Raw genomic sequence first — 16,689 nt, 5'->3', positions numbered from 1 at the left:
TTCGAGCTCCTTTGGTTGAAGTGCTTGAGATGAATGAACGGTGGATCTGGTTCAGTGGCGGGTGAGTGCGAGAGACAGCTCGGCGTCGATCACGCAGATACTCGAATTGTCCACGCGGTCGTGGCTGCGCAGTTCGCCCAGCATCCGGGCCAAGCGGTCGGCGGCGGTGCCGTGATCGGTCAGCCAGCCGGCGACGGCGTCGGCCGCGGAGGTCGTGGGCGACGCGTCGCGCAGCACCAGTCCGATCAGGCCGTGCCAGTGCTCCTGCAGGTTGTCGACGAGGACCGCGCCGGCCATCGCCTCCCAGTAGGCGGTCCCGGTCTCGCCGACCGAGAACCGTTCCGACAGCCAGTCGAGCCCGACGACGCGGCCGAATTCGCGGTACGTCTCGGCCACCTGCGTGATCGGCAGGCCGAGCGACTGCGCGGTGGTCTCCAGGGCGAAGGCCTGCGCGAGGATCCGCAGTGTCCCGAGGTCCTGGGCCGGCGCACCGGTGAGGTGGGGCAGGGCGGCGGCCAGTTCCTGGACCGGCTTCGCGAAACGCTCGATGAGCGCCTGCGCATCGGTGCCGGCGGCGCGGTGCCGCAGCAGCCACGACGTGGTGCGCTCGATCAGATCCTGGATGCCGAAGTGCAGGTTCAGCCGGGTCCGGTGGGACGCCCCGGGCAGGGTGAGGACCTCGTTCCACAGGCGGTCGATGTCGAACACCTGCCGCACCACCGCGTACGCGACGGTGATCTCGGGGGTGCCGACGCCGAGGCGCTCCTCGAGCCGGTGGATCAGGCCCGGTCCGACCCGGTCGATCATGTCGCCGGCGACGATCACGGCGACGATCTCCCGGGCGAGCCGGTGGCCACTGATCTGCTGGGGGATGCGATTGCGAATGGACGCCGGGAAGTAGTCGGCGAGCACCCCGTCGAACACGGCGAAGTCGAGCACCGGGGAGGCGAGCAGTTCGGTGACGACGAGGTTCTTCGACTGCGCCAGCAGAACCGCGATCTCCGGCCGGACGAGTCCCTGGCCGGCGCGGTGCCGCGCCGACAGTTCCGCGGCCGAGGGCAGGACCTCCGCGGCCCGGCTGATGCCGGCGTCGCGCTCGAGGTTCTCGATCAGTCGCTGGTGGCGGCCGAGGAGGAACGGTGCATGGACCTCGGCGAGGCTGATGGCGAGAGTCTGGGAGGCGGCGTCGGCGAGTACCGATTCGCCGATCTCGTCCTGGACCCGGGCGAGCAGCGTGTTCCGTTCCGCGGCCGGGAGTTCACCCGACGCGACGGCCGCGTCCAGCGCGACCTTCAGGTTCACCTCGCGGTCCGACGTGGCGACGCCGGTGGCATTGTCGATGAAGTCGGCGTTGATCCGGCCGCCGTGCAGCGCGTACTCGATGCGGGCGCGTTGCGTGAGCCCGAGGTTGCCGCCCTCGCCGATCACGGCGGCGCGCACGTCGGCCGCCTCGACCCGGACGGCGTCGTTGGCTGGGTCGGCGGCGTCGGCGTGCACCTCCGTCGACGCCTTGACGTACGTGCCGATTCCCCCGTTCCACAGCAGGTCGACGTCCGCGGTCAGCAGCGCCTTCACCACCTCGTGCGGGGGCAGTTCGGCGGCGGTGACGCCGAGCCGTTCCCGCACCTGCGGGGACAGCGGGATCTTCTTCGCCGTCCGCGGCCACACGCCGCCGCCGACCGAGACGAGGTCCCGGTCGTAATCGTCCCAACTGCTGCCCGGGACGGTCGCGAGGCGCTCGCGCTCGCGGTAGGAGGCCTCGGAATCCGGTTCGGGATCGAGGAAGATGTGCCGGTGGTCGAACGCGCCGACCAGCCGGATCGCCCGGCTGAGCAGCATGCCGTTGCCGAACACGTCTCCCGACATGTCGCCGATGCCGACCACCGTGAACGCGTCCGTGTCGACGTTCTTGCCCATCTCGGCGAAATGCCTGCGGACGGAGACCCATCCGCCGCGCGCCGTGATGCCCATCGCCTTGTGGTCGTAGCCGGCGGAACCGCCGGACGCGAACGCGTCGCCGAGCCAGAACCCGCGTCGCGTCGCGATGCTGTTGGCCAGATCCGAGAAGCGGGCGGTGCCCTTGTCCGCGGCCACCACCAGGTACGGGTCGGCGTCGTCGTGGATCACCGTGTCGCGGGGGTGGACCACCTCGCCGTCGACGATGTCGTCGGTGACGTCGAGCAGTCCGTCGATGAAACTCGTGTACGCCGCCCGGGCCGCGTCCGGCGTCGTCTCGGTCCGCACCACGAACGCGCCCTTCGCGCCCATCGGGACGATCAGCGAATTCTTCACGTGCTGCGTCTTCATCAGACCCAGAACCTCGGTGCGGAAATCGTCCTTGCGGTCCGACCAGCGCAGGCCGCCGCGCGACACCGGGCCGCTACGGACGTGGCTGCCCTCGACGATCGGCGAGTGCACGAAGATCTCCCGGTAGGGGGTCACGGCCGCGGACAGCGACAACAGCGACGGGTCGATCTTGAACGCCGCCGGGGCGGGGCTGATCGTGCGGTCGTGGCGAAACCAGTTGGTGCGCAGCACAGCCGATGTGAACGACAGCAGGCCGCGGAGCAGACGGTCCTCGTCCATGGTCGCGGTGCGGTCGATCGCCGCGAGCAGCACGCGTTCGGCGTCGGCGACGGCGACCTCGCGGTCGGATCCGACGGCAGGATCGAAGCGGGCGGTGAACAGGTCGCGGAACCCGCGCACGAAGTCGCTGTGCTGCAGCAGGATCGCCACGATGTTGGGTTCCGACAGTCCCAGCCCCACCTGCCGGAGGTAGCGGCACGCGGCCCGCACCAGGACGGTGTCCGTCCACGGCAGGTTCGCCGCGGCCACGAGGCGGGTGAACCCGTCGACCTCCAGATGTCCGGCGGCCGCGGCCTCGAACGCGTCGGACAGCAGACCCGGAGTCTCGGCGTCCCAGGCGAAGTCGCCGGTGCTGAAGTCGAACCGGTGGACGGTCGGGGTGCCGGGATCCCCGGCGGGCAGCTGCTCGTGGGACGCCACCCGCAACCCCAGGTCGGCGAACAGCGCGACCAATTCGGCGAGCAGCGGGGTGTCCTCCGGCCACACCATGACCGCGGCCGGCTCGGGCAGTGCATCCGCGGAGTCGACGAAGCGCAACCGCGGGGTGGTACCTCCGGACGCCAGGACCGCGCTCGACACGGCGTCCTCGTCCGGGCGTGGACGGGGCGTGTCGGTCGTGCTCGGAATGACACCGGTAAAGCTCATCGTGTGGCTCCTGACCCCTGATCTGACGAACTGTGACTGGAGACCAGTGTGTCGAGGAGAGACGCACGCCACATCCGACGAAGTGGAGCGTCGTCCGGCGGCGGACGCGACGTTTCGGAGCTGTGAGTACTTGTTAACCGCGGGCGGTTAACAAGTACTCACAGCTCGCCACGTCGACACCGCTGCGGTGCCCAGCAGTCCGCCGGTGATCACGAAGATCGACGACGTGCCCGCGACCCCCGCCGCGGCGCCCGCGGCCAGCGGAATCAGGACCTGCCCGAGCCGGTTGCCGGTCAACCGCAGCGACAGTGCCGCGGCCCGGTTCGCGGCGGTGACGAGCCCGGCCACCCACGTCATGGTCAGTGGTTGGCCGATGCCCCAGAAGAATCCGGCCACGACGAGGAGCAGTGCCATCACGACCGGGTTCGGTACGAACGGCAGCAGGGCGGTGGGCAGCGCCGAGCACAGCGTGGCGGAGATCAGCAGTCGGTTCCGTGGCACCAGGGTGAGCAGCCACGGCAGGAACGCGCGCGACACGATCGACGCCGCGGTGCGCGCGGTCAGCAGCAACGTCACCAGGAGGACGCTGAAACCGAACTCGTGCCCGAGTACCGGGAGATACGCGACGACGACGTCGATCGAGGCGAGCACGATCAGGCTGCTGAACACCGCGGGCCGCATCCCGGTCGTCGAGATCATGCTGAACACGGACTGCCGGTCGCCGGGCGGCGGCGACTCCGCGGTCTGCGGGCGTTCGCGAATCGGCCAGGCGAACGGGATCGCGGCCAGCGACACCACACCCATCACGGTGAGAGCGAGGGTGGTCCGGACGACGCCGCCGTCCGAGTTGCCCGCCGCGATCACCCCGACCAGCGGGACGCCGACAGCCTGGCCGATCGAGACGCCGAGCGTCAATCCGGCGAACCCGCGGTCCAGTTCACCCGGCGGCGAGAGGAGTGTGATGAATCCCTGCCCGGCGACGGTCACGAGGATCTGCCCGAATCCGAGGACGACGTTCCCGAGCGCGAGGACGATCAGGTCGCCGCTCGCCGCGATCACCAGGACACCCACCGCGGTCAGCAGCACACCGGCCCGCAGAACCGCGGCGGCGTGCCGCCGGTCGACGGCACGCCCGATCCGGACGGCGACGAGGAGCGGCGCCAGCGAGAACAAGGCGGTGACGATGCCGATCGTGACCGCGTCGCCGCCGAGCGCGAGGACGCGGTAGGAAACGAGAACGCGGACAGCGTGATAGACGGCCTGGAGGAGAGCGGTGGCGATGCAGAGGTTGAGGAACCAGCGCTTCACCAGGTCATCCGTTGATCACCTGGCGATTGCCGAGCGGCGCCTGCAGCGGGACGTCGAGGGTGCCGAACACGGCGACGAGGATGCACATCTTGTCGGCCGCCTCCGGCAGGCTGCCGGTGCGCAGCGAGATCGTCACGGTGGTGTCCGTCTCGGCGACCGTGGCGTCGGCGCCGTAACACTCCGGGGTTCCGGTGACGAAGTGGATCGCCACCGTGTTGCCGTCCGCGCGCGACCACGATTCGAACGGCGTCGGATTGGCCCGGACGATGTCGGGCCGCGATTCGAAGACGGTGCCGAACTCGTCGCCGGGCACCTCGGATGGAATAGGCATCCCCGACGACGGATTGGTGGGGCTGGGATCCACTGCGGACGCGATCTCGGGGGGAATCGTCGGTTCGTCGGTGCTCGAACCGGACCCGCATCCGGCGAGGGCGAGGCAGGCCAGCACAGCGAGGGCGAGTACGCGCATAAGCCACGGTAACCTCATCCGGCGAGCAGGCCGGAGACCAGCGCAATCCCCGGAATCGCCGCCAACGTCGTGACGAAAGCCGTGTCGCGGGCCAGCACCGCCCCCGCCCCGTACCGGCTGGCGTAGACGAAGACGTTCTGTGCCGTCGGCAGCGTCGCCACCACCACGATGGCGAACAGCTCGTGTCCGTCCAGGCCGAGCAGGTACCGCGCCATCAGGTAGGCCAGCACCGGCTGCACGACGATCTTGAGCACCGACGCCAGCGCGACGTCCCGCCGCGGACTGGTCCCCTTCTCCAGCACCCGGACCCCGTACAGGGAGATGCCGAACGCCAGCAGCGCACCCGGCACCGACGCGCCGCCCATGAGCCGGAACGGCTGCATCAGCGCCTCGGGCGGCGTCCAGCCGACGAGCGCGATCAGCAGTCCCGCGGCGCCCGCCACCACGATCGGGTTCTTGAACGGCGCGGTCACCGTCTCGAGCCGCGAGGCGCCGCGCCGGAGCGTCGTGACGTCGAGGATGGTGAGGGCGATGGGGGAGTAGGCGATGATCTGGAACAGCAGCAGCGGTGCGACGAACGACGCGTCGCCGAGCACGAAGACGGCGATGGGAATACCGAGGTTCGCGGAGTTCACGTACGACGACGACAGCGCGCCGATCGTGAGCTCCGGAAGAGACCTGCGTAACCACACCTTCGCGATCACCATATACAGTGCGCCGACCGTCAAAGCTGTGGCCGAGGCGACGGCCAGAGTGGGCGAGAAGATCACGGAGAGGTCGGACGATGCGAGCGACTCGAACAGCAGCGCCGGTGTGGCGACGAAGAACACCAGCCTGCCCAGAACGGATTCGCCCTCCGCGCCCAGCGTCCCGCGCCGGCCGAGAATGTAGCCGATCGCGATGATCACGAAAATGACGGTGAAACCCGCAACCACTCCCGACACGCTGCGGGGCACCTCCTCGACAGGGATGCCTCGTGTCGGCAAACCCTCCGAAGTCTAGTGCTCGGCGTCCTGGTGGGTCACAATTGCCTCCGGTCGGGGAGATCGTCTGTACGCGCGTTCCGTCGCGCTCGAGGAGTCGTAATGCCGCGTCGAACGACCGTTCTCTGCGCGCTGGTCTGCGCCTGGACCCTCGCCTGGGGAGCCGCGCCCGTCGCGTCGGCGCTGGCGCCGCCGTCGAGTGGAGACCCGGCGCTGATCGCCCTCGCGGGGCAGGTCCTCGGCCGTAGTTACCGCGAGCACGCGAGCGTCGCGTACATCGACGCATCCGGCACCCGGTTCGCGAACTTCGGCGCCACCGAGGACACCGACTTCGAGATCGGTTCCGTCACCAAGACGTTCACCGCCGAACTCTTCGCCGACGCCGTCGCGCGGGGCGAGGTGCGGGAAGACACGAAGGTCGGGGACCTGCTGCCGTTGCAGGGCGCACCGGTCGGCGACGTGACGCTGCTCGAACTGGCATCCCACACGTCCGGGCTGGCGCAGTTCCCGATGAGCGCCGACACCGTGGTGGCCGTGGGGAACTGGGTGGTCGCGTCCAACCCGTTCACCTACGACAAGGACACCCTGCTGCAGCAACTGCAGTCGGCGCCGCTCACCACCCGAGGCACGTACTCGTACTCGACCGTCGGCTTCGCGTTGCTCGGCCAGGCGCTGGCCGCGGCCGCGCACACCGACTATCCGACGCTGCTCCGCGAGCGCATGCTCGTCCCGCTCGGACTGTCGCAGTCGTGGATGCCGCTCACCGCTGCCGACCTGCCCGCGAACGTGACCCGCGGATTCGACGTCCTGCACCGGTCGCAGGACCCGTGGCCGCTGGACGCCTACGCCCCGGCCGGCGGGTTGCGGTCCACGGCGAACGACATGTCGACGTACGTCCGCGATCTCCTCGACGGCACGGTCCCCGGCAGCACGGCCATGGACCCGCGGTGGATCGGCGACAACTACCGGGCCCTCACGTGGTCGATCGTCCCGTTCGAAGGTCGGGACTACACGCTGCACGGTGGCGCGACGGGCGGTTTCCAGTGCACCGTCGTCCTCGACCGCGCCAACGACCGCGGGCTCGTCATCCTCACCGACACCATCGGCGGACTCGAGCAGCAGGGTCTGGAGATCCTCGCCCACACCCCCATGTGAGTGCGAAAGCGTGCCCCGGGACACTTTGCCACTCACCTGCCCGGCGTCCTCCAGGTGAGTGACAAAGTGTCCTCGGGCACGCATTTCCACTCACCTGTGGTACCCCCACTGGGTATGTCCGGCTACAGTGGTCGCGTGGAGACGGCAGGGCGGAGGCACGCACCGGTCGCGCGCGCAGCGCTGCTGATCGCCCTCGCCGCCGGTGTGCTCCTCATGCACAGCCTGATCGCGCCGACCGCGAGCGCCGCGACGCACGAGCAGTCGTCGAGCACCGCCTCCCACGCCGAACACCGGCACGGTTGCGGCGGGGACGACTGCGAACAACCACACCTCACCGGACACCAATGCGCCGGCGTGATCGTGGTGATCGCCGCCCTGACCGCGGTGATGGCGCTGTGGTGGCATTCCATGGATCCCCCGGCTCGACGGTCACGCGTGAGCGCCCACCGCGTGCAGTCGGGGCGCGGACCACCGTCGTGGACGGTGCTGACGCTGGCGGAACTCTCGATTCTGCGGGTGTGACAGGGAGCCCGGGGCCGCGTGCCCCGGCGGATCCGACTGTCACTTTCCGAATGTCGATTTCGAGGAGTTCCTCATGCGCATCACCACGACCGCCCTGATCGCCGCCGCGACAGGCGCGGCGCTCGTCCTGACCGGCTGCGGCACCGACTCGGCGGACACCTCGTCGCCGTCCGGCGTCTCCACGTCCGCGGCCGCATCCCAGGTGCAGTTCAACGACGCCGACATCGCGTTCCTGGACGGCATGTATCCCCATCACGCCCAGGCCGTCGAGATGGCCGGCATGGTCGCAGGCCGCACCGGCAACGCCGACGTCGTCGCTCTCGCCGCCGCGATCGAGGCGGCGCAGCAACCGGAGATGGACCGGATGACCGCCTGGCTCCAGCAGTTGGGGCAACCGGTTCCGGTGTCCGACATGTCCGGCATGCATCACGGCGGCGACGGGATGATGTCGGCCGACCAGATGGACACCTTGACGGCGCTGTCGGGCACGGAGTTCGACCGGCATTGGCTGACCATGATGATCGAGCACCACGGGGGCGCGATCGACATGGCGAACACCGAACTGGCCGACGGTGAGAATCCGGAGGCCAGGCAGATGGCCTCCGACATCGTGACGGCCCAGCAGAAGGAGATCACCGAGATGCAGGCCCTGCTCGGCTGACCGATACGGCAAAGGCCGCGTAATCCGAGGATTACGCGGCCTTTTCGGTGCCTACGTGAGTTACCGGCTCGTGAAGGGCAGCAGAGCCATCTCGCGAGCGTTCTTGACGGCGACCGCAACCTGACGCTGCTGCTGCGGGGTCAGGCCCGTGACGCGGCGGCTACGGATCTTGCCGCGGTCCGAGATGAACGTGCGGAGCAGGTTGATGTCCTTGTAATCGACGTACTCGATCTTGGCCGCGAACAACGGGTTCTTCTTGGGCTTGCGGCCCTCGACGGGACGCGGCTTCTTCGACGGTGCTCTCTTGACTGCCATCTTCTTCCTTTACCAGCTCGACTTGTGGACGCCTGGCAGCTCCCCGCGGTGCGCCATCTCGCGAACACGCACGCGAGAGAGCCCGAACTTCCTCAGGTGGCCGCGCGGACGTCCATCCGCAGCGTCTCGATTGCGCAATCGTACCGGACTCGCGTCGCGGGGCAGACGCTGCAGTGCCGCCCGGGCCTCCGCGCGCGCCTCTTCGCTGCTCGACGGGCGGCGGAGGGTCTCCTTCAGCTCTGCGCGACGCTCGGCCCAGCGGGCCACGACGATCTTGCGCTGCTCGTTCTTCGCGATCTTCGACTTCTTTGCCATGTGCGGTGTCTTCTACTTCTCTTCTCGGAAATCGACGTGCTTCCGCACGACCGGGTCGTACTTCCTCGTCACCAGACGGTCGGGGTCGTTGCGGCGGTTCTTGCGGGTCACGTACGTGTACCCGGTGCCCGCGGTCGACTTCAGTTTCACGATCGGGCGGATCTCGTTGCGGGCGGCCATCAGATCTTCTCTCCGCGGGCGCGGATCCGGGCGACCACGGCCTCGATGCCGTCCCGGTCGACGGTCTTGATGCCCTTGGCGGAGAGCGTCAGGGTGATTCGCCTGCCCTCGCTCGGCAGGAGGTAGGTCTTCTTCTGGATGTTCGGGTCCCAGCGCCGGGTGGTGCGTGTGTGGGAGTGCGACACGGACTTGCCGAATCCTGGCTGGCGTCCGGTCACCTGGCAGTGCGCCGACATGGGTGTTCCTCTCCGTCCCTCTCGCAGAACCACCACAAGAGGAGATGATAATCATTTTCGACAACGGTGCGATTTCACTGTAGCGTTCTTCAAACTTAATGACAATCATTATCGAAAGGGTGCTCGTGAGTGAGATAGCCGACGGCCGGACGCCGCTGATCCTGGTCTCCGGGTGGAACGGCCGCACCGAGGACGCGGCGCGGTCGCTGCTCCGCGACGGCACCGTCGTCGTGCATCACGACCTCGACCTCGTCCACGAAGGCGTCGTGCGCCGCACCGTCACCACGCTGGAGTCCGGGGCGCCGCGCGAGCAGCTCGGGATCCGCGAACTGGCGCACGGCTGCATCTCGTGCACGCTGCGCGAGGACCTCCTTCCGCTGCTGCGTCGCCTGCACGCCCGCAGTTCGGTGCAGCGCATCGTGCTGCACCTCGACCGCAGGCTCGAACCGGAGGCCGTCTGCTGGGCCGTCGAACACGTGTCGGTGTCCGGCGTCGTGGGGCAGCTCGACGGTCCGGCGTCGCGGGACGTCCGTATCGACGGCGTCGTCACCTGCCTCGACGCGCAGTCGTGGCTGGCCGACGCCACCGGAGACGACGCGCTCGACGACGACCGCACCGTCGCTCAGGTCGCGGTCGGGCAGGTCTGCTTCGCCGACGCACTGGTGGTGTCGGGTAGCGCCGGCGACGGCTGGCAGCAGGCCCGCCTCCACGCCGTCCTGGCCCGGCTCGCGCCCGGCGCGCCGATCGTCTGGGACGCCGACCGGATCGACATCGAGCGGCTGCTGCTGCGCATTCCCGTCGACGCGCGGCGCGGCGAACCGGTGCACACCCACTCGCCACTGCTGCGCGGGCAGCCGCCTCTGTCCCCCGACTGCGGGGTGATGCTGGTCGAGTTCACCGCCACCCGGCCGTTCCACCCCGAGCGATTCCACGAGGCGATCGACGTGCTGCTCGAGGGCGTCGTCACGGCTCGCGGACGAATATGGCTGGCGACCCAGCCGGACGAGGCGCTGTGGCTCGAATCCGCCGGTGGGGGACTGCGGGTGGCGAGCGCCGACCGCTGGCTGGCCGCGATGACCCCGGAAGAACAGGAACAGGTCGCGGTCGGGCGGCGGGCGATGGCCGCGTTGTGCTGGGACGAGCACTTCGGCGACCGGCACACGTCGATGGTGGTGCTGGTGCATGCCGCCGACCCCACCGAGATCGACCGCACGCTGCAGTGGGCGCTCGTCACCGACGGCGAACTCGCGGACGAAGGCAGCTGGCAGTCGTGGCCCGACCCGTTCGGGCAGTTTCACCACGACCCCTGCGAGAGCAGTGAATCACCCTATGCGGAAACCGAATCGAGAGAGGCAAACGAATGAGGCCCGCCCGTGAGTACTTGTCAACCGCCCGCGGTTGACAAGTACTCACGGGCGGGACGCATCGCGTGCGAACCTTGGCGGGTGTTGCTGTACATCCTGGAATTGGTGGGCATCGCGGTGTTCGCGGCGTCGGGCGCCCTGGTGGGGGTGACGAAGCGCCTCGACATCTTCGGTGTGTGCGTGGTCGGTGTGTTCACCGCGCTCGGCGGCGGCATCGTCCGCGACGTCCTCCTGGGTATCCACCCACCGACGTCACTGGGAAGTTGGCCGAACCTCGGCACGTCGTTCGGCATGTCGCTGCTGGTGTTCTTCCTGCATTCGGCGGTCGGGCGACTCCGCAGGGAGATCCTGGCGCTCGACGCCCTGGGCATGGGCCTGTTCGCGAGCACGGGCGCGGTGATCGCACTCGATCACGGGGCGAGTCCGCTGGCGTCGTGTTTCATCGGCGGCACGGCGGCCATCGGCGGTGGGATCCTGCGCGACGTGCTGGTGAACGAGGTCCCGTTGCTGCTGCAGCGGGACCTCTACGCGGTGCCGGCGCTGCTCGGTTCGGCCCTGGTGGTCGCGGTGAGCGAGGTGGGTGCCGGGACCGACGTCGCGATGGTGGTGGGCACGGTGTTCGCGTCCCTGCTCCGATTGCTCGCGTTGTGGCGGAACTGGAGCCTGCCCGGTCCGCGGGTCTTCGAGTGACCTGCGCCGGCACTCGCCGGATGACCCCCTTCTCAGACATATCTCAGTTGATCAGGCCAAACTGTCGGGTATGCGCATTTTGGTGGTCGACGACGATCGCGCCGTGAGGGAGTCCTTACGGCGCTCTCTGAGCTTCAACGGGTACTCGGTGGAACTGGCTGTCGACGGTATCGATGCTCTGGAGAAGGTGGCCACCTCGCGTCCCGACGCGCTGGTACTCGACGTGATGATGCCGCGACTCGACGGTCTCGAGGTGTGCCGCCGGCTGCGGAGCACCGGCGACGACCTGCCGATTCTGGTTCTCACGGCACGCGACTCCGTGTCGGAGCGGGTGTCGGGCCTGGACGCCGGTGCCGACGACTACCTGCCGAAACCGTTCGCCCTCGAGGAGTTGCTGGCCCGGCTGCGCGCGCTGTTGCGCCGCGCCGCGCCCGAGCCGGGCATCGACTCGGAGAAGATGACGTTCGAGGACCTCACGCTCGATCCGGTCACCCGGGAGGTGACGCGGGGTGAGCGGTCCATCAGTCTGACGCGTACCGAGTTCTCGCTCCTCGAGATGCTGATGGCCAACCCGCGCCGGGTGCTCACCCGCGGCCGCATCCTCGAGGAGGTCTGGGGTTACGACTTCCCGACGTCCGGCAACGCGCTGGAGGTCTATGTCGGTTACCTGCGACGCAAGACCGAGGCGGACGGGGAGACGCGTCTGCTGCACACGGTTCGCGGAGTCGGCTACGTGCTGCGGGAGACTCCTCCGTGATGGCAGTTCCGTTCCACAAGACCGCCGGCAAGTCGGGATCGGCGAAGTTCGACGCTCATCACCCCTCCCGGCATTCCACAGGCCCGATTCCGCTGCCTCCCGAGATGCGGCCCCCGATGCCGCTGACCCGGTCGGTGTCGTTGCGGTGGCGGGTCACGCTGCTCGCTGCGTCGGTGGTGGCGATCGCGGTGGCCGTGATGGCGATCGCGGCGTACGCCGTGGTGTCGCGCGCCCTGTATGCCGATGTCGACAACCAGTTGCGCACGCGCGCGTCGGCGCTGATCGACAGCAATCTCGTCACGTTCGATCCCCGCTACATCGCGGGCGCGACGCTGTACACGACGGACATCAGTGTGGCGCTGATCTTCCCGGACCTCGACACGTACACCCCGCCGGGGTCGAGCGTGCCCATCGGCGATCCCGAACTGTCCGTGGCACGCGGCGAGCGCGACACGTCGCTGCGGACCGCGGAGAACCAACGGGTGCTCGCTCAGCGCACCCAGGACGGCAGCACGCTGGTGATCGCGCAGCGGCTGGCGCCGACCGGGGCCGTGCTCGACCGCCTGGCTTGGGTGCTGTTCATCGTCGGCGGGTGCGGTGTGGTCCTCGCCGCCGCGGCCGGAACGACGGTGGGACGCACCGGTCTGCGCCCCATCGCGCGGCTCACCGCCGCCACCGAACGCGTGGCCCGGACCGACGACCTGACGCCGATGCCGGTGACGGGCAACGACGAACTCGCCCGGCTCACCGAGAGTTTCAACACCATGCTGAGGGCGCTCGCGGAATCGCGGGAGCGGCAGAGCCGGCTCGTCGCGGACGCCGGACACGAACTGCGGACGCCGCTGACGTCGTTGCGTACCAACATGGAGTTGCTGATCGCGTCGAGTCGCCCTGGGGCGCCGCACATTCCGGACGAGGACATGGCAGAGCTGCGCACCGACGTGGTGGCGCAGATCGAGGAGCTGTCGCAGTTGGTGGGCGACCTCGTGGACCTCGCCCGCGAGGACGCACCGGAAACCGTCTTCGAGAGAGTCGATCTCAGCGAAGTGGTGGACCGGAGCCTGGAGCGGGCGCGCCGCCGGCGTAACGAGATCGATTTCACCGCCGTCACCGTTCCGTGGTTCGTCTACGGCGACCACGCAGGACTGTCGCGCGCGGTGCTCAACGTGCTCGACAACGCCGCGAAGTGGAGTCCCACCGGTGCGCAGGTGCGGGTGGCGATGACACCGGCAGGCGACGGCCTCCTCGAACTGACCGTCGACGACGCGGGCCCGGGCATTCCCGAGGAGGACCGCGAGCTGGTGTTCGACCGCTTCTACCGGTCGACGGCGTCACGGTCGATGCCGGGTTCGGGGCTCGGGCTCGCGATCGTCCGGCAGGTGGTGGTCAAACACGGCGGCACGATCGCCGTGGACGTCTCCGAACGCGGCGGTGCTCTCCTCCGCATCGTCCTACCGGGTGAACCCGAAGCGGACTAGTCTCGAGGTCTCGGCCAACTCAAAGGCCGGTCTCAGGACCTTCTCAGTCCCACCGGGCACTCTCGTAGACAGAGACGGTGCGACTGCCCCTGCGGGCGGTCGCGGGAGATGGAAGTGGTGCGATGACCGAAGATCGAAACAGTCACGACGGCGGCAGCCGTGACAACGCCGGCGGCGACCAGGGCGCACGCCCGGACCAGCCGGGCCACCAGCCGACCGAGGCGTTTCCGACCACTCCGCACAACCCGGCCGGCCCGATGGGGCAGCAGCAGCCGTACGGCGTGGGCGGCTACCCCCAGGGCAACCCGTACGGTGCGCCCCAGCAGCCCACACAGCAGCCCACACAGCAGCCCACACAGCAGCCCACACAGCAGTACGGACAGCCCCAGCACGGCGGTCCTGGACATCCCGGCCCGCAGCACGTGGCCGGGCAGCACGGTGCGCCTCAGGGCCCGTACCCCGGTCTGCAGGGTCCCGGACAGGTCGGGGAGGGTTCGACGGCGACCGCGACCAAGCGACCCGCCCGGACCGCCATCGTCGTGGGCGCGGTAGCGCTCGCCCTGGTGAGCGGCGGCATCGGTGGGGTGGTGGGTTCGCTCGCCACGGACCGGAACGGCAGCGGTGCCGCGGTGACCAATTCCCTCGACGCGCCCAAGAACAACACCGCGACCCCGGCCGCGAACGCACCGGCAGGATCGGTGCAGGCGGTCGCGAACAAGGTCGTCCCCAGCGTCGTCCAGATCGAGGTGGCCACTGCGGGCGGGTCCGGAGGAGAGGGATCCGGCATCGTCATCTCGTCCGACGGCATGATCCTCACCAACAATCACGTGGCGGGCGCGGCAGCGAAGGGCGGAAAGCTGACGGTCGCGTTCTCCGACGGCAGCACGGCGGACGCCAAGCTCGTCGGTGCCGACCCGGTGTCCGATCTCGCGGTCATCAAGGTGGACGGCAAGACCAACCTCACTCCGATCGAGCTGGGAACGTCCGGCAACGTCCAGGTGGGGCAGCAGGTCGTCGCCATCGGTTCGCCCCTCGGCCTGGCGGGCACCGTCACCGAGGGCATCATCTCGGCCCTCAACCGTCCGGTCTCCACCAGCGGTGAGTCGGGTAATCAGAACACCGTCATCGACGCCCTCCAGACCGACGCGGCGATCAACCCCGGCAACTCCGGCGGCGCCCTGGTCAACATGGACGGCCAGCTGATCGGCATCAACACGGCCATCGCGAGCATCGGTGGTTCCGGTGCAGGCGAGCAGAGCGGCTCCATCGGACTCGGATTCGCGATCCCGGTGGATCAGGCCCGGCGCATCGCGGACGAACTGGTCAAGACCGGCAAGGCCACCCAGGCCGTCATCGGGATCCAGGTCCCGTCGCAGGACGCCGCCAACGGTGCCACCGTCGTCGAGGTCACGTCGGGCAGTCCGGCGGAGAAGGCGGGAATCCCGAAGGGGTCGGTGATCACCAAGGTGGACGACCGGGTCATCACCAGTGGTGACGCGCTCATCGCCGCTATCCGTTCCCATGCGCCGGGAGACAACGTGTCCATCACCTACACCGACGGGAACGGTTCCAACTCCAAGACCGTCGACGTCACGCTCGGCACCGCCGAACAGGGTGGCCGCTGATGAACGCCGGGATTCTCGGGCAGGTCGAGTCCGTTCTGAACGGGGCCACTACGGTAGGGACCATGGACATCGAAGCCTCGCTGGCCGGCCGCGCGCTGGTGGTAATCGTCGACGACCGCACCGCACACGGTGACGGCAAGGACTCCATCGGGCCCCTGGTGACAGAGTTGCTGAACGAGGCAGGTTTCATCGTCGACGCCATCGTCGCGGTGGCGGCCGACGAGGTGGAGATCCGGAACGCGCTCAACACCGCCGTCATCGGCGGCGTCGACCTCGTCGTCTCGGTCGGCGGCACCGGCGTGTCGCCCCGCGACGTCACCCCCGATGTCACCGCCGAGGTCCTCGACCGCGAGATTCCCGGAATCTCGGAGGCCCTGCGGTCGTCCGGGCTCGCCGCGGGGTCGCTGGACGCGGGGCTGTCCCGTGGCCTCGCCGGAGTGTCCGGCAGCACCCTCGTGGTCAATCTCGCCTCGTCGCGCGCGGCGGTGCGCGACGGCATGGCCACCCTGACGCCCCTCGCGTCTCACGTGATCTCCGAACTGTCCGGTCTGGAAGGTTGAGACGATTTCTCGTTCCGACGAACCGGGCTCGCACAGCGAGCCGGATGAGCAGGTAGTTCCGAGCCGGGCCCCGATCGACAGGGCCCGGCTCGAGCGCATCTTCGGCGACGTCCTCCCCGATACCACCGCGGACGAACGCGGACAGGATCAGGCATCTCAGTATGTGGACGGGCGAAACGAGTCGGAGGAGTGGATTCGGCGGCAGGTTCCCCCTCATCACGGCTGACCACTCGATTGAAATCTGAATGAATCTAAGTGTTGTCATCGGTAACGGAAAAACGCGCGTTCGGAAAACCACTGGTGAAACCGATTTCATTCGCATGCCTCCGAAGCGGGGCTACCCGTAGGTAACGTTTCGTTTTCAACTTTGTGAGGCACATCACAATTGCGTCACGAGCTGATCACGTTGCTCAGGTTCTTAGCTCAGGTTAATGTCCCTGACGAGTCAGTACGAAGATGGAGGGCGGGGCGTGGTGCCACGTCGTCGCCCGGACGGCCTCCTTGTGAGGTGTGTCTCTAGTGCCGAAATTCGAGCAACTGGACTTCTGCAGTTAACGCTGCGGACACCTTTGCTCCGAATACTGCGCTGGGCCCGAAATGGACCACTCCTCAGCTTCGATCGTCGGGGCTGGGAACCTGCATGAATCCTGATGAGGGGAACGAATGAGCGAGAACCGCAAGTCCGGCCTGCGCCGTGGCGCCCGTATTGCAGGCCTGGGTGCTGCTGCGGCTGTTGCACTCGGTTTGATGTCCACTGGTGCGGCGAGCGCGGATACTTTCATCCCGCTGCCTGATGGTTCGAAGACCGGTCCGAATGTGACGGTGACGCGTACCGCGGAG

At 68.5% G+C, this 16,689-nt stretch carries 17 protein-coding genes and 1 pseudogene; 10 read left to right on the top strand and 8 right to left on the bottom strand.

What is annotated here, in order from left to right; genetic code table 11:
* Positions 1-51: 51 nt before the first annotated feature.
* The 4 genes from ACFTWF_RS19970 to ACFTWF_RS19955 all read right to left on the bottom strand — a co-directional run bounded on the left by ACFTWF_RS19970 (position 52) and on the right by ACFTWF_RS19955 (position 5,952).
* Positions 52-3,231, bottom strand: a complete 3,180-nt coding sequence (locus tag ACFTWF_RS19970) for an NAD-glutamate dehydrogenase domain-containing protein (protein WP_378462917.1) — start codon at positions 3,229-3,231, stop codon at positions 52-54.
* A 147-nt stretch (positions 3,232-3,378) separates the two neighbouring features.
* The gene (locus ACFTWF_RS19965) at positions 3,379-4,542 is read right to left on the bottom strand and encodes an MFS transporter (protein ID WP_378463106.1); all 1,164 of its coding nucleotides are present in this window, start codon (positions 4,540-4,542) and stop codon (positions 3,379-3,381) included.
* Between the two features lies 1 nt (position 4,543).
* A complete protein-coding gene (locus ACFTWF_RS19960; protein WP_378462916.1) occupies positions 4,544-5,008 on the bottom strand; it encodes a hypothetical protein in 465 nt (154 codons plus the stop codon).
* Between the two features lie 14 nt (positions 5,009-5,022).
* Positions 5,023-5,952 carry an AEC family transporter gene (locus ACFTWF_RS19955; RefSeq protein WP_378462915.1) on the bottom strand — a complete coding sequence of 310 codons (930 nt, stop codon included), beginning with the start codon at positions 5,950-5,952 and terminating at the stop codon, positions 5,023-5,025.
* Positions 5,953-6,093: 141 nt separating this feature from the next.
* On the opposite strand from ACFTWF_RS19955, the gene ACFTWF_RS19950 reads away from it, so the two are divergent.
* From ACFTWF_RS19950 to ACFTWF_RS19940, 3 genes are all read left to right on the top strand, one after another.
* On the top strand, positions 6,094-7,146 hold the full coding sequence (locus ACFTWF_RS19950) for a serine hydrolase domain-containing protein (RefSeq protein WP_378462914.1): 1,053 nt from the start codon (positions 6,094-6,096) through the stop codon (positions 7,144-7,146).
* Between the two features lie 114 nt (positions 7,147-7,260).
* Entirely contained in the window at positions 7,261-7,668 is a 408-nt protein-coding gene (locus ACFTWF_RS19945; protein ID WP_378462913.1) for a DUF6153 family protein, read from the top strand.
* A gap of 73 nt (positions 7,669-7,741) precedes the next feature.
* Entirely contained in the window at positions 7,742-8,329 is a 588-nt protein-coding gene (locus tag ACFTWF_RS19940; RefSeq protein WP_378462912.1) for a DUF305 domain-containing protein, read from the top strand.
* A gap of 60 nt (positions 8,330-8,389) precedes the next feature.
* On the opposite strand, the gene rpsR is transcribed toward ACFTWF_RS19940, so the two are convergent.
* The 4 genes from rpsR to rpmB are packed head-to-tail and all read right to left on the bottom strand — an operon-like array spanning position 8,390 to position 9,375.
* On the bottom strand, positions 8,390-8,644 hold the full coding sequence (gene rpsR, locus ACFTWF_RS19935) for a 30S ribosomal protein S18 (RefSeq protein WP_005238639.1): 255 nt from the start codon (positions 8,642-8,644) through the stop codon (positions 8,390-8,392).
* Positions 8,645-8,653: 9 nt separating this feature from the next.
* Positions 8,654-8,959 (bottom strand): 30S ribosomal protein S14, encoded by a 306-nt coding sequence (gene rpsN, locus ACFTWF_RS19930; RefSeq protein WP_378462911.1) that lies wholly within the window; start codon positions 8,957-8,959, stop codon positions 8,654-8,656.
* A 12-nt stretch (positions 8,960-8,971) separates the two neighbouring features.
* Complete coding sequence (gene rpmG / locus ACFTWF_RS19925) at positions 8,972-9,139, bottom strand: 50S ribosomal protein L33 (protein WP_378462910.1); 168 nt, start codon at positions 9,137-9,139, stop codon at positions 8,972-8,974.
* A complete protein-coding gene (gene rpmB, locus ACFTWF_RS19920; RefSeq protein WP_378462909.1) occupies positions 9,139-9,375 on the bottom strand; it encodes a 50S ribosomal protein L28 in 237 nt (78 codons plus the stop codon). Before rpmB ends, rpmG begins: the two co-directional genes overlap by 1 nt.
* 98 nt (positions 9,376-9,473) lie before the next feature.
* Here rpmB and mrf point away from each other — a divergent pair, with 98 nt between their 5' ends.
* The 7 genes and pseudogenes from mrf to ACFTWF_RS19885 form a co-directional block, all read left to right on the top strand.
* Positions 9,474-10,739: a ribosome hibernation factor-recruiting GTPase MRF gene (gene mrf / locus ACFTWF_RS19915; RefSeq protein WP_378462908.1), complete on the top strand. Its 1,266-nt coding sequence runs from the start codon at positions 9,474-9,476 to the stop codon at positions 10,737-10,739.
* Between the two features lie 81 nt (positions 10,740-10,820).
* Positions 10,821-11,429 (top strand): trimeric intracellular cation channel family protein, encoded by a 609-nt coding sequence (locus ACFTWF_RS19910; RefSeq protein WP_378463105.1) that lies wholly within the window; start codon positions 10,821-10,823, stop codon positions 11,427-11,429.
* A gap of 70 nt (positions 11,430-11,499) precedes the next feature.
* Complete coding sequence (locus ACFTWF_RS19905) at positions 11,500-12,186, top strand: response regulator transcription factor (protein ID WP_378462907.1); 687 nt, start codon at positions 11,500-11,502, stop codon at positions 12,184-12,186.
* Positions 12,186-13,664 carry an ATP-binding protein gene (locus ACFTWF_RS19900; protein WP_378462906.1) on the top strand — a complete coding sequence of 493 codons (1,479 nt, stop codon included), beginning with the start codon at positions 12,186-12,188 and terminating at the stop codon, positions 13,662-13,664. Before ACFTWF_RS19905 ends, ACFTWF_RS19900 begins: the two co-directional genes overlap by 1 nt.
* 122 nt (positions 13,665-13,786) lie before the next feature.
* Complete coding sequence (locus ACFTWF_RS19895; RefSeq protein WP_378462905.1) at positions 13,787-15,289, top strand: S1C family serine protease; 1,503 nt, start codon at positions 13,787-13,789, stop codon at positions 15,287-15,289.
* A complete protein-coding gene (locus ACFTWF_RS19890; RefSeq protein WP_185728325.1) occupies positions 15,289-15,849 on the top strand; it encodes a molybdenum cofactor biosynthesis protein B in 561 nt (186 codons plus the stop codon). The genes ACFTWF_RS19895 and ACFTWF_RS19890 overlap by 1 nt, the downstream gene beginning before the upstream one ends.
* Before the next feature lie 663 nt (positions 15,850-16,512).
* A pseudogene (locus ACFTWF_RS19885) lies at positions 16,513-16,689 on the top strand (mspA family protein); the annotation flags it as partial.

Source organism: Rhodococcus sp. NPDC056960, assembly GCF_042674125.1.
GTDB lineage: Bacteria > Actinomycetota > Actinomycetes > Mycobacteriales > Mycobacteriaceae > Rhodococcus_F.
This window is presented reverse-complemented; position numbering and strand designations above follow the sequence as displayed.